12 protein-coding genes are annotated in these 11,998 nt (G+C 65.9%); all 12 read right to left on the bottom strand.

The window, feature by feature from the left end; translation table 11 throughout:
• Window positions 1–101: 101 nt before the first annotated feature.
• Entirely contained in the window at window positions 102–1,427 is a 1,326-nt protein-coding gene (locus Tharo_RS05605) for a TRAP transporter large permease (RefSeq protein ID WP_107220349.1), read from the bottom strand.
• The gene (locus Tharo_RS05600) at window positions 1,427–1,948 is read right to left on the bottom strand and encodes a TRAP transporter small permease (RefSeq protein WP_107220348.1); all 522 of its coding nucleotides are present in this window, start codon (window positions 1,946–1,948) and stop codon (window positions 1,427–1,429) included. The genes Tharo_RS05605 and Tharo_RS05600 overlap by 1 nt, the downstream gene beginning before the upstream one ends.
• 81 nt (window positions 1,949–2,029) lie before the next feature.
• Window positions 2,030–3,055 (bottom strand): TRAP transporter substrate-binding protein, encoded by a 1,026-nt coding sequence (locus Tharo_RS05595; RefSeq protein ID WP_107220347.1) that lies wholly within the window; start codon window positions 3,053–3,055, stop codon window positions 2,030–2,032.
• 487 nt (window positions 3,056–3,542) lie between these two features.
• Window positions 3,543–4,565 carry a TRAP transporter substrate-binding protein gene (locus Tharo_RS05590; RefSeq protein ID WP_107220346.1) on the bottom strand — a complete coding sequence of 341 codons (1,023 nt, stop codon included), beginning with the start codon at window positions 4,563–4,565 and terminating at the stop codon, window positions 3,543–3,545.
• A 148-nt stretch (window positions 4,566–4,713) separates the two neighbouring features.
• Window positions 4,714–5,709 carry an aldo/keto reductase gene (locus Tharo_RS05585; protein ID WP_107220345.1) on the bottom strand — a complete coding sequence of 332 codons (996 nt, stop codon included), beginning with the start codon at window positions 5,707–5,709 and terminating at the stop codon, window positions 4,714–4,716.
• Window positions 5,710–5,826: 117 nt separating this feature from the next.
• Entirely contained in the window at window positions 5,827–6,786 is a 960-nt protein-coding gene (locus Tharo_RS05580; RefSeq protein ID WP_211309661.1) for a Gfo/Idh/MocA family oxidoreductase, read from the bottom strand.
• Window positions 6,786–7,640 carry a class III extradiol dioxygenase subunit beta gene (locus Tharo_RS05575; protein WP_107220344.1) on the bottom strand — a complete coding sequence of 285 codons (855 nt, stop codon included), beginning with the start codon at window positions 7,638–7,640 and terminating at the stop codon, window positions 6,786–6,788. The genes Tharo_RS05580 and Tharo_RS05575 overlap by 1 nt, the downstream gene beginning before the upstream one ends.
• A gap of 2 nt (window positions 7,641–7,642) precedes the next feature.
• The gene (gene ligA, locus Tharo_RS05570) at window positions 7,643–8,089 is read right to left on the bottom strand and encodes a protocatechuate 4,5-dioxygenase subunit alpha (RefSeq protein WP_107220343.1); all 447 of its coding nucleotides are present in this window, start codon (window positions 8,087–8,089) and stop codon (window positions 7,643–7,645) included.
• A gap of 2 nt (window positions 8,090–8,091) precedes the next feature.
• Window positions 8,092–9,006: an amidohydrolase family protein gene (locus tag Tharo_RS05565; protein WP_107220342.1), complete on the bottom strand. Its 915-nt coding sequence runs from the start codon at window positions 9,004–9,006 to the stop codon at window positions 8,092–8,094.
• A gap of 98 nt (window positions 9,007–9,104) precedes the next feature.
• Entirely contained in the window at window positions 9,105–9,794 is a 690-nt protein-coding gene (gene ligK / locus Tharo_RS05560) for a 4-carboxy-4-hydroxy-2-oxoadipate aldolase/oxaloacetate decarboxylase (protein WP_107220341.1), read from the bottom strand.
• Window positions 9,795–9,808: 14 nt separating this feature from the next.
• Entirely contained in the window at window positions 9,809–10,834 is a 1,026-nt protein-coding gene (locus tag Tharo_RS05555; RefSeq protein ID WP_107220340.1) for an amidohydrolase family protein, read from the bottom strand.
• Window positions 10,831–11,943 (bottom strand): 4-oxalomesaconate tautomerase, encoded by a 1,113-nt coding sequence (locus Tharo_RS05550; protein WP_245881008.1) that lies wholly within the window; start codon window positions 11,941–11,943, stop codon window positions 10,831–10,833. Before Tharo_RS05550 ends, Tharo_RS05555 begins: the two co-directional genes overlap by 4 nt.
• Between the last annotated feature and the right edge of the window lie 55 nt (window positions 11,944–11,998).

Raw genomic sequence — 11,998 nt, 5'->3', positions numbered from 1 at the left:
AGGCTGCAGCCTCAGGCAAAAAACCGCCGCCGGATCTTCCGGCGGCGGTTTTTTTCGCAGTCCTGCGGGCGGGCGGCTCGTCCGCCCGCCCGACCGGTGCGTTAGTTAAAGACCCACAATGCCACCAACGAAATGCTGGGGAAGAGGACGAGGAGGAAAATGCGCAGGATGTCGGAAGCGAGGAAAGGCAGCACGCCGCGGAAGATCGTCCCCATCGGGATGTCCTTGGCCACGCCGTTGATGATGTAGACGTTCATCCCCACCGGCGGCGTGATCAGACCGACTTCCATCACCACCAGCGCCACCATGCCGAACCAGATCGCCTTCTCTTCCAGCCCCAGGCCGTAGTAGTCCATGTTGAAAATGATGGGGAGGAAAATCGGCACCGTCAGCAGGATCATCGACAGGCTGTCCATCACGCAGCCGAGCAGCAGGTAGATGACGATGATGGCAAAAAGGACGGTGAAGGGACCGAAGCCCATCTCCTGTACCCAGGCCGCCGCTTCGGCCGGCAGCTGCGACAGCGCCATGAAGGAGTTCAGCGTGTCGGCACCGAGCAGGATCAGGAACATCATGCCGGTAGCGCTGGCCGTGCCATACACGCACTTGATGAATCCCCGGCCTTTCAGGCCGCCCGAGCGCCAGGCCGCGATCCCGGTCGCCAGTGCGCCCACCGCGGCCGCTTCGGTCGGCGTGAACAGGCCGCCGTAGATACCGCCGATCACCACCAGGAAGATCAGCAGCACCGGCCAGGTCTCGATCACCGTGCTCAGACGCTCCGCCCACGAATGCCGCGGCGACCCCGGCCCACCCGCAGCCGGATCCAGGCGGCAGACGATGCCAACCACCACCATGTAACCGACTGCCGCCAGGATGCCCGGCAGGAACGCCGCCAGGAACAGCTTGGCGATGTTCTGTTCGGCCATGATGGCATAGATCACCAGCGGCACCGAGGGCGGGATCAGTATGCCCAGCGTGCCGCCCGCGGCCAGCGACCCGGCGGCCAGACTCGGCTTGTACTGGTGGTGCTTGAGTTCGGGCAGCACGACGTGTGACATCGTCGCCGCCGTCGCCAGGGAGGACCCGCAGATCGCACCGAAGCCCGCACACGCGGTTACCCCTGCCATCGCCATGCCGCCTTTCCAGTGGCCGATGAAGGCATTGCCGGCCTTGAACAGGGCACGCGACAAACCGCCATGAGTGGCGAACTGCCCCATCAGCAGAAACAGCGGCACCACCGACAGGTCGTACAGCGAGAAGCGCCCATAGGGCGCATTCTTCAGGTAGGCGAGCAAGGGGTCGAGCCCGGAGACCCAGATGTAGCCGATCGCCCCGGTCAGGAACATGGCGATGCCGATCTGCACCCGCAGCGCCAGCATCCCCATCATGACCGCACCCATCGTCAAGCCGATTAGACTGCCGCTCATTATTTGGTCTCCCCACGAATTTCCTGAGTGAAGGTGTACAGCGCGGTGATTCCCAGCAACACGAACGCAGGCACCACCGGCACGTAGCCCCACCAGATCGGCAGGGAAATCACCATCGACGTCTCACCGTACTCGCGCATTTCGATCATGCCCGCCCAGATCCTCCAGGCCAGCACGAAGGCGCAAAGCGACATCAGCAGCGCGGAGAGCGCATCGAGCGCCTTTTTCAGCGGTGCTGGAGCCCACAGCGTGAAGAAATCCACGAATACATGCCCTTTGGCCAGCTGGCAGTAGGGCAGGCACATTGCGATTCCCATTGCCGACAGCATCTGCACCAGCTCGTAGTCGCCCGGAACCGGCAGGTTGAAAGTCGCCCGCCCGATCACGCTGAGCACCGACATCAACGCCTCGATACAGAACATCACCCCTGCCAGCACCGCCATTATCAGGCAGGCCTTTTCGATACACCTGCCGATCATCCCGCTCGGCCGGGCAAGCTCTACTGCCACTGATTCAGCCATGACTTTCTCCTCCAGTATTCAGCGATTCCCGCAAGCCCGGCTCAGCCCCTGCTGGCGCACCGGCCTCGCCTGCGGACCGTCTTATTTGGAATATTTGTTCACAAGTGCCGCAGCGGCGTCATGCAGTTTCTGCCCCTCCAGGCCCTTCGCCGAGATTTCCTTGACCCACTCCTCGGCCACCGGCTTCGCCGCGGCCTGCCATTTCGCGATTTCCTCCACGGGAATCTGCTTGACGGTGTTGCCTTGCGCCAGTGCGGCCTTGCGTCCCTCCTCGTCCGGTCCGGTGAACTGCGCCGACACCCACGCCGAAGTCTCGCGGCCGCTGTTGGCGTCGATGACCTGCTTCAGCTCGGCGGGCAGGCTGTCGTACTTCTTCTGGTTCATCACGAAGATCATCGTCGCCGCGATCAGCGGATGATTGCCGCCGGCCTCGGCATGGAACTTGGTCAGCTCCTGGGTCTTCGTCGCCGGCACCACTTCCCACGGCACCAGCGCGCCTTCGATCACGCCCTTGGACAGGCTCTCGGCCATCTGCGGCACCGGCATGCCTACCGGCGTGGCTCCCAGTGAAGCCAGCAGCTTGGTGCCCAGGCGCGAAGGTGCGCGCACCTTGAGCCCCTTCATGTCCTCGAGCGTGTTCACTTCCTTATCGCGGAAATGCAGCACATACGGCCCGGTCACCCAGGTGGCGAGCGGCTTGAGGCCGGCGAATTCGCTCATCGCGTGGCCCTGGACGAAATCCCACAGCGCACGCGACGACGCTTCGCGCCCGGTGGTGAAGAAAGGCAGCTCGAACACTTCGGACACCGGGAAGCGGCCGGCGGTATACCCCGGCAGCGTCCACACGATATCGGCGACACCGTCGCGCACCTGGCTGAGCAGTTGCGGCGGCGTGCCGCCGAGCTGCATCGCCGGGTAGATCTGGCACTTCATCTTGCCTTGCGATTCGGCCGCGATCTTGTCGCACCACGGCACGATGAACTTGGTGTGGGCGGGCGAAACCGGCGGCAGGAAATGCGCGACCCTCAACAGCACTTCTCCGGCCTGCGCGGCCGCCGGAACGAACACGGCGGCAGCGAAGCCGAGCGCCAGACTGCGAACCTTCATGGGAATCTCCTCGTCATCTTCGATGGGTGCATGCGGCCCGGGCTGCTTGCCGGGGAGCGGCGAGTCTGCCGTCCGGGACGGAGCACCGACAGCCGGCCGCAACACTATCTGGTATACAAAAAATGAATAGCCGGCTCGATCACATCGCGGCTTCGGTCGGCCACTCCCAGTGCCTGACGGCGAGGCGCGGCTCCTTTCCCGGTGGAGCATGAGGGTGAATGTTCGACGTCAAACAATGAACGACCGTTCATTCATTATACGCAACACCTTTTCCACTGCAAGCGCGTTTCGCTCCGGGACGAACGCTCCCGCCACGAGAGCGGAAGAGCCCGCTGCGACAGGCACATTCCCCCGATCGAATCGCCCTTTCCACCCGGTTCTACGCTGCCCCGCAGCACCTTCCGATCGCCATCGGAGCGCACCGGACGGCACAAAAGAATCGGCCGGGGCCCGACAGGTCCCGGCCGATTTCCGCCCGATGGGGCGCTCAGTTCTTGGAGTACTGCTTCACCAGCTCGGTTGCGCGGTCGTACAGTTTACGGCCGTCATAGCCCTTGCTCGTGACGTCTGCGATCCACTCATCGGTCACCGGCTGCACCGCCTTCTTCCAGCGCTCGACTTCCTCGGGCGGGATCTGGTTGATCTGGTTGCCGCGGTTGCTCGCTGCCGCGCGCCCGCCTTCGTCGCCTTTCCTGAACGCCGTCGCGGCCAGGGCCGAGGTTTCACGCCCGCTGTTGTCGTCGATGATCTTTTTCAGATCGGCCGGCAGGCTGTCGTACTTCTTCTGGTTCATCGCGTAGATCGAGGTCGCCGTGGTCAGCGAGTAGCCGCCGCTGACTTCGGCGTGGTACTTGGTCAGCTCGTGGGTCTTGGTCGCCGGAACGACTTCCCAGGGCACGATCGCCGCATCGATCACGCCACGCGACAGCGATTCGGCGATCTGCGGCACCGGCATCCCCACTGGGGTGGCGCCGAGCACAGTCAGCATGCGGTTGCCCAGCCGCGACGGGGCGCGGATTTTCATGCCGCGGAAATCCTCGAGGGTCTTCAGCTCCTTGTCGCGCAGGTGGATCACGTAGGGACCAACGACCCAGTTCGCGATGCGCTTGAGGCCCTCGAATTCGCTGGCGGCGTTTTCGTCGATGAAGTCCCACACCGCGCGCGCCGTCGCTTCGTGCGTGGTGGTGACGAACGGCAGCTCGAACACTTCAGAAATCGGGAAGCGCCCCGGAGTGTAGCCGGAAATGGTCCACACGATGTCGGCGACGCCGTCGCGCACCTGACTCAGCAGCTGCGGCGGCGTGCCGCCCAGCTGCATCGCCGGATAGATCTGGCACTTCATCCGCCCTTTCGATTCGGCTTCGATCTTGTCGCACCACGGCACGATGAAACCGGCATGCATGTTCGACATCGGCGGCAGGAAGTGCGCGACCTTCAGCACCACCTCCTGCGCCTGTGCGGAGGACATCACGGCCGTGGCGGCCAGCCCGAAAGCGAGTTTACGAAGCATCACCGAAGTCTCCTCTAATTATATTTGGGTAACACGACCGCCGGTTTTTCATGAACGATGGTTCATTGCCGGTGGTTCATCGATTATACGCACCCCTCTTCCTCCCGCAAGCACGCGCGAAGCGAGGCCGTTGCGCACCGCCCTGCGGTCAGAATTCCTCGGTGTCGATTTCCGCCTGGGTCGCCGCCGCATAGCGCGCCCCGCTGACCGTGCGTTGGTTGACGAGAGCATCGAGCCGCGCCACCAGCTCACCATCGAGGCGGATTTCACCGGCCTTCAGGTTCTCCTCCAGATGGTCGAGGCGGGTGGTGCCCGGAATCGGCAGGATGTGCTCGCCCTGGCGCAGCAGCCAGGCGAGCGCAAGCTGGGCCGGAGTGCAGCCGGCTTCGCGGCCGAGGGCGAAGTAGCCCTCGAGCAGGTGCAGGTTGGCGGCGAAGGCCGCGCCCTGGAAGCGCGGCATCGCCCGGCGGATGTCCTTCGCGTCGAAGGCGGCGACCTGGGCGGGCGTGGTCAGCGCACCGGCAAGAAAGCCGCGCGCCACCGGGCTGAAGGCGACGAAGGCGACGCCGAGCGCGCGGCAGGCCTCCAGCACCGCGATCTCGGCGTTGCGCGTCCACAGCGAATATTCGGTCTGCACCGCGGCGACCGGATGCACCGCGTGGGCGCGGCGCAAGGTCGCGGCCGACACTTCCGACAGGCCGATGGCGCGGATCTTGCCCTCGCCCACCAGTTCGGCGAGCGCACCGACGCTGTCCTCGATCGGCACTGCCTTGTCCCAGCGGTGCAGGTAGTAGAGGTCGATGACTTCGGTCCGCAGGCGCTGCAACGCCTCTTCGCAGGTGCGCTTGAGTGTCTGCGGGCGGCCGTCGATGACGCGCTTGCCATCGACACCGGTCATGCCGCACTTGCTCGCCAGCGTGAAACGCGACCGATACGGCGCCAGGACGCGGCCGAGCAGCGTCTCGTTGGCGCCGAAGCCATACAGCGCGGCGGAGTCGAAGTGGGTGACACCCAGATCCAGTGCGCGCCGCAGCAGTGCTTCCGCCTGTTCAGGCGCGGGCGGCACACCATAGGCGTGGGACAGGTTCATGCAGCCCAGACCGATCGCGCCGACCTGAAAGGGACCGAGGGGGCGTTGTTGCATGAGGAGACTCCGGTACGGAAAGACGAGCGCGGACGATCCGCCGCAAGGAGGGCACCGGCGGCACGCAGGCGACGGCGCGCGCCGCCACCGTCTGCGCTGCGGCCGGCAGACTATCGCTCAGGCTGCAGCGAGCTGCCGCTCGAGCTGGTGCAGCACCCGGTAGCAGGGCAGCACCTTGGCGACGCTGGAATTGGGCTCGCGGCCCTCGCGGATCGCGGCGAAGAACTCGCGGTCCTGCAGCTCGATGCCGTTCATCGACACCGCCACCTTGGAGACGTCGATCTTCTCTTCCTTGCCGTTGTAGAGATCGTCGTAGCGCGCGATGTAGGTGCCGGTGTCGCCGATGTAGCGGAAGAAGGTGCCCAGCGGCCCGTCGTTGTTGAACGACAGCGACAGCGTGCAGATCGCGCCGTTGGCGGCCTTCAACTGGATCGACATGTCCATCGCGATGCCCAGGGTGGGGTGGATCGGGCCCTGGAGGGCGTTGGCCTGGACGATCGGGCTGCCGGCCTGGTAGGCGAACAGGTCGACCGTGTGCGCGGCGTGGTGCCACAGCAGGTGGTCGGTCCAGCTGCGCGGCTGGCCGAGCGCGTTCATGTTGGTGCGGCGGAAGAAGTAGGTCTGCACATCCATCTGCTGGATGTTGAATTCGCCCGCCTCGACCTTGTTGTGCACCCACTGGTGGCTGGGGTTGAAGCGGCGGGTGTGGCCGACCATCGCCACCAAGCCGGTTTCCTGCTGCAGGCGGGCGACTTCCTCGGCGCCCTTCAAGGTGTCGGCGAGCGGGATCTCGACCTGGACGTGCTTGCCCGCCCGCAGGCAGGCGAGGGTCTGCTCGGCGTGCATCTGCGTCGGCGTGCACAGGATCACGGCATCGACTTCGGGCCGCGCCAGACTGTCGGCGAGCTCGGTGCCGGCGTGGGCGATGCCGTACTGGCGGGCCACTTCCCGGGTCTTGTCCAGGTCGCGGCCGATGACCGAGACGACTTCGACGCCGTCGATGTTCTTGATGCCGTCCAGGTGCTTGATGCCGAAGGCGCCGGCACCCACCAGCGCAACCTTGATCGTCTTGTCCATCAGTTGTTCTCCAGGATCAGGTGACCCACGGCGGTGTTCGACGCCGGGACGTGGAAGAAGCGGTGCTTGACGGTGGGCCTGGGGCCGCCGTCGATGTCGGCCATCGCGCCGCGCGCGATCAGCCACATCACCAGCTCGATGCCTTCGGAGCCGGCTTCACGGACGTAGTCGATGTGCGGCATCTCCGACAGGCCGGCGGGGTCGTCGATCAGGCGGTCGAGGAAGCGGTTGTCCCACTCGGCATTGATCAGGCCGGCGCGCGCGCCCTGCAGCTGGTGGCTCATGCCGCCGGTGCCCCAGATATGCACCTTGAGGTCGTCGTCGTAGGATGCGACCGCGCGCCGGATCGCCTGGCCGAGCTGGAAGCAGCGCCGCCCCGACGGCACCGGGTACTGCACGACGTTGACCGCGAACGGAATCACCGCGCACGGCCACGCTTGCGGTTCGCCGCACATCAGCGACAGCGGCACGGTAAGGCCGTGGTCGACGTCCATCTTGTTGACGATGGTAAGGTCGAAGTCGTCCTGGATCACGCTCTGGGCGATGTGCGAGGCGAGTTCCGGGTGGCCGATGACTTTCGGCACCGGGCGCGGCCCCCAGCCCTCGTCGGCGGGAGCGAACTCGGCCGCGGTGCCGATGGCGAAGGTCGGGATCATGTCCAGGCTGAAGGCGGTGGCGTGGTCGTTGTAGACGAGGAAGATGACGTCGGGCGTGTTCTCCTTCATCCACTGCTTGGAATATTCGTAGCCTTTGAACAGCGGCTGCCAGTAGGCCTCGCCGGTCTTCTTGAGGTCGATCGCGGCACCGATCGCGGGCACGTGCGAGGTGTAGACGGATGCGGTGATTCTGGCCATGGTCAGGCTCCTTCCTTGTTCTTGCCGGCGGCGCCCTGGGGCTGGTGCTGCGGCTGGGCGTCGCCATCCTCACCGAGGTAGCGGTTGCCTTCCGGCGAGCGCCCGCCGTGGATCATCATGTCGCGGTATTCCTGTTCGGTCATGCCGGTCATGCTGCCGGCCATCTGCTGGAAGCTCAAGCCGTCGGTGGCGCCGATCTTGGCGAGGAAGTAGATGTTGCCACCGGTGCGCATGCACCAGTTGAGGTCGCGCGCGAGCACGGCCTGCTTCTGCTCCTCGCTCATCGGCCACTCGTCGAGATAGGCGCGCTCGTCGGCCTTGAAGCGGGCGCGGTTCTCGGCCTTCATCAGCGACATGCAGAACTGGTTGAGCCAGTAGCCTTTGCGCGACTGCTCGGCATCGAAAATGATGGTGCCGGGAATATCCTTGTAGGGTTTGTCCAAAGCCATGATCAACACTCCTCGGGCCAGTAGAGACGCATCGGGTTATCGACGAGCAGCTTTTTCTGCAGTTCCGCAGTGGGAGCGATGTGGGGGATGAAATCCACCAGCAGGCCGTCGTCGGGCATGTGATCCTTCAGATTGGGGTGCGGCCAGTCGGTGCCCCACAGCACGCGCTCGGGAAAGGACTCGACGATGCGGCGGGCGAAGGGGACGACGTCGCGGTAGGCATCCTGTTCGCCATCGAGCGCCTTCGGCCCGGTCAGCGACAGGCGCTCGGGGCAGCTGACCTTGGACCAGACGTTGGGGTGGTCACGCATGAACTTCACGAACAGCTCGAACTCCGGGCCGTCGACCGGCTTGGCGACGTCCGGGCGGCCCATGTGGTCGACGACGACGGGCGTCGGCAGCGCAGTGAAGAAATCCCACAGCTCGGGCAGGTCGGCGGCCTCGAAGTAGATCACCACGTGCCAGCCGAGCGGCGCGATGCGGGCGGCGATCTCGAGCAGCTCGTCCCTCGGGGTGAAGTCGACCAGGCGCTTGACGAAGTTGAAGCGCACGCCGCGCACGCCGGCAGCATGGAGGTCCTGCAGTTCCTGGTCGCTGATGCTGCGGCGCACGGTGGCGACGCCGCGGGCCTTGCCGTTCGACGCCTTGCACGCATCGACCATCGCGCGGTTATCGGCGCCGTGGCAGGTCGCCTGCACGATCACGTTGCGGGCGAAGCCGAGGTGGTCGCGCAGGGCGAAGAGCTGGGCCTTGCTCGCGTCGCACGGGGTGTACTTGCGCTCGGGGGCATAGGGGAATTCGGCGCCGGGGCCGAACACGTGGCAGTGGGCGTCCACTGCACCCGCCGGCAACTGGAAGCGGGGCTTGCTCGGGCCGGCATGCCAGTCGAGCCAGCCGGGAGTCTTTTCGAATTGCATGGGTGTCCTCTGGTGTTCTCTCTGTTGCGGCTGGGGGTGAGGCCTGCCGCCGGCGCGCGGCGGCTGCCGGCTTCGGCCCGGCCCTCCCTTCTTGTATTTCAGTCGATGTACTTGAGACCGGCCTTGGCGAGCGGCTCGCGCAGCGAATACATGTCGAGGCCCAGCTCGCCCGCCGCAAAGCGGGCGCGCTTGGCGGCCTCGTTGGCTTCGCGCGCTGCCGCGGCATCGGCGACCTGAGCGGCGACCGCACGCGGCACCACCACCACGCCGTCGTCATCAGCAATCACGACATCGCCCGGCTCGACCAGCGCCCCGGCACACACCACCGGCACGTTCACCGAGCCGAGGGTGGCGCGGGTGCAGCCCTTGGCGTGAATCGCCCGGCTGAACACCGGAAAGCCCATCGCAGTGAGATCCTTGACGTCGCGCACGCCGCCATCGATGACGAGCCCCTTGGCCCCGCGTGCCCGATAAGAGGTGGCGAGCAGATCGCCGAAGAAGCCGTCGGTGCTGTCGGTGATGCAGCCGGCCACCACCACGTCGCCGGGCTGGATCTGCTCGGCGGCGACGTGCAGCATCCAGTTGTCGCCCGGCTGCAGCAGCACGGTGACGGCCGTGCCGCACAGATGGGCGCCGGTGTAGATCGGGCGCATGTAGGGCTTCATCAGCCCTGCACGGCCGAACGCCTCGTGGATGGTGGCGACGCCGAACTGCGCCAGGCGTGCCACGGTGTCTGCGTCGGTGCGCTCGATGTTGCGCTTGACGATGCCGAGATGGTTGATGGACATGTCGATTCCTCCCGTTACCGGCCCTTGGCCTTCAATGCCGCATCCAGCCGCGGGTAGACGCGGCGGGCGTTGCCTTCGTAGATCTGGTAGCGCTCTTCGGCGGTGAGCTTGGCGCCTTCGATGTAGCGCTTGGTGTCGTCGTAGTAGTGGCCGGTCTCGGGGTCGATGCCGCGCACCGCGCCGATCATCTCGGAGGCGAAGAGCACGTTATCGACCGGGATCACCTTGGTCAGCAGATCGATGCCGGGCTGGTGATAGACGCAGGTGTCGAAGAAGATGTTGTTGAGCAGGTGGTCTTTCAGCAGCGGCTTCTTCAGCTCCTGCGCCAGGCCGCGGAAGCGCCCCCAGTGGTAGGGCGCGGCGCCGCCGCCGTGCGGGATGACGAACTTCAGCGTCGGGAAGTCCTTGAACAGGTCGCTGGTCAGGCACTGCATGAAGGCGGTGGTGTCCGCGTTCAGGTAGTGCGCGCCGGTGGTGTGGAAGCAGGCGTTGCAGCTGGTGCTGACGTGGATCATCGCCGGGATGTCGAGCTCGACCATCTTCTCGTAGATCGGGTACCAGTGGCGGTCGGACAGCGGCGGCTCCTTCCAGTGGCCGCCGGACGGATCCGGGTTCAGGTTGATGCCGACGAAGCCGTATTCCTTGACGCACTTCTCGATCTCGGGGAGGCAGGTCGAAGGACTCACGCCCGGCGACTGCGGCAGCATCGCGGCGCCGATGAAGTGGTCCGGGAAGAGCTGGCTGACGCGGTAGCAGAGCTCGTTGCAGATCGCCGCCCAGGTCGCGCTGGTGTTGAAGTCGCCGATGTGGTGGGCCATGAAGCTCGCGCGCGGCGAGAAGATCGTCAGGTCCGAGCCGCGCTCCTTCATCAGGCGCAGCTGGTTGTTCTCGATCGTCTCGCGCAGCTCGTCATCGCTGATCCTGAGGTCGGCGACCTTGGGCGCGACGGCCGGGTCCTTGAGGCCCGCGATCTGCTGGTTGCGCCAGTCTTCGAGCGCCTTCGGCGCGGTCGTGTAGTGACCGTGGATGTCGATGATCATGCCTTGTCTCCTTTGTTCCAGACCGAGGTGGGTACCATGACTTCACCGCGCATGATCAGGCGCGCGGTGCGCAGCAGGGCGGCGCGGGTGACGTTCTGCGGGTCGGCGGGGTCGAGCTCGAGCTCGACCGAGAATTCGCCCGTGGGATGCTCGACCGACACCGACTTGACGCTGCCATCGGGCACGGCGGCAATGCCCTCGGTGACCGCGCCTTGCAGCACGCAGGCGGTGGCGACGGTGACCGCGGCGAGCACGCCGATGGCATCGTGGCAGACGTGGGGAATGAAGCTGCGCGTGGCCAGGCTGCCGCCGTGCTGGGCGGGAGCGATCAGCGTCATCTTCGGGTAGTTCTTCGCGCTGACGTCGCCCAGGCCCATCGCATGGCCGCAGGCGAGGCGCAGGCGCTCGATGCGCGCCTTGAGCTCGGTGTCGGTGTTGAGCTCGGCGACGCTCTCGTAGCCCGTGCGGCCGACGTCGGCGGCGCGCAGGATCACCAGCGGCATGCCGTTGTCGATGCAGGTGACGTCGACGCCGTCGATGACGTCCTTCACTCTGCCGGTCGGCAGCAGGCCGGAACAGACCGAGCCGGCGGTGTCGAGGAAGTTGATCTTGATCGGCGCCGAGGTGCCGGGCACGCCGTCGATGCGCGCGTCGCCGTCGTAGGCGACCTGCCCGCCGGGGGTGTGCACGCTGATGTCGCACTGCATGTCGGTGTTGAGCGTCAGCACGCGCAGCGTCGTGGTGTCGCCCTGCGCCTGGGCGAGGCCGGTCTCGAGGGCGAAGGGCACGACCGCGGCGAGCATGTTTCCGCAGTTGGGCGTGGTGTCGACCGTGTCCTGGTCGGGCTGCAGCTGGGCAAAGAGGAAGTCGAGATCGACGCCGGGCATGGCGCTCTTGCGCACGATGCCGACCTTGCTGGTGAGCGGGTGGGCGCCGCCGAGGCCGTCGATCTGGCGCCGGTCGGGCGAGCCCATCACGGCGAGCAGCACGCGGTCGCGTGTGGCCCGGTCCGCCGGGAGGTCGGACTCGAGGAAGAACGGCCCGCGGGAGGTGCCGCCGCGCATGAAGAGGGTGGGGATCGGGGTCTGCATGGCTTGCATTCTGTTCATCCGCTGCTCCTCGCAATAGGGCGCCAAGCATCTAACAGCTATCGAATCATGCTAT

The organism is Thauera aromatica K172 (assembly GCF_003030465.1).
GTDB lineage: Bacteria > Pseudomonadota > Gammaproteobacteria > Burkholderiales > Rhodocyclaceae > Thauera > Thauera aromatica.
Note: the sequence above shows the minus strand (reverse complement) of the source record. Positions and strands in the feature narration are given on the sequence as shown.

What these genes read in the sequence shown, in the direction of transcription:
- Tharo_RS05605 (WP_107220349.1), bottom strand. Translation starts at nt 1,427, where the DNA reads ATGAGCGGCAGTCTAATCGGCTTGACGATGGGTGCGGTCATGATGGGG.
- Tharo_RS05600 (WP_107220348.1), bottom strand. Translation starts at nt 1,948, where the DNA reads ATGGCTGAATCAGTGGCAGTAGAGCTTGCCCGGCCGAGCGGGATGATC.
- Tharo_RS05595 (WP_107220347.1), bottom strand. Translation starts at nt 3,055, where the DNA reads ATGAAGGTTCGCAGTCTGGCGCTCGGCTTCGCTGCCGCCGTGTTCGTT.
- Tharo_RS05590 (WP_107220346.1), bottom strand. Translation starts at nt 4,565, where the DNA reads ATGCTTCGTAAACTCGCTTTCGGGCTGGCCGCCACGGCCGTGATGTCC.
- Tharo_RS05585 (WP_107220345.1), bottom strand. Translation starts at nt 5,709, where the DNA reads ATGCAACAACGCCCCCTCGGTCCCTTTCAGGTCGGCGCGATCGGTCTG.
- Tharo_RS05580 (WP_211309661.1), bottom strand. Translation starts at nt 6,786, where the DNA reads ATGGACAAGACGATCAAGGTTGCGCTGGTGGGTGCCGGCGCCTTCGGC.
- Tharo_RS05575 (WP_107220344.1), bottom strand. Translation starts at nt 7,640, where the DNA reads ATGGCCAGAATCACCGCATCCGTCTACACCTCGCACGTGCCCGCGATC.
- ligA (WP_107220343.1), bottom strand. Translation starts at nt 8,089, where the DNA reads ATGGCTTTGGACAAACCCTACAAGGATATTCCCGGCACCATCATTTTC.
- Tharo_RS05565 (WP_107220342.1), bottom strand. Translation starts at nt 9,006, where the DNA reads ATGCAATTCGAAAAGACTCCCGGCTGGCTCGACTGGCATGCCGGCCCG.
- ligK (WP_107220341.1), bottom strand. Translation starts at nt 9,794, where the DNA reads ATGTCCATCAACCATCTCGGCATCGTCAAGCGCAACATCGAGCGCACC.
- Tharo_RS05555 (WP_107220340.1), bottom strand. Translation starts at nt 10,834, where the DNA reads ATGATCATCGACATCCACGGTCACTACACGACCGCGCCGAAGGCGCTC.
- Tharo_RS05550 (WP_245881008.1), bottom strand. Translation starts at nt 11,943, where the DNA reads ATGAACAGAATGCAAGCCATGCAGACCCCGATCCCCACCCTCTTCATG.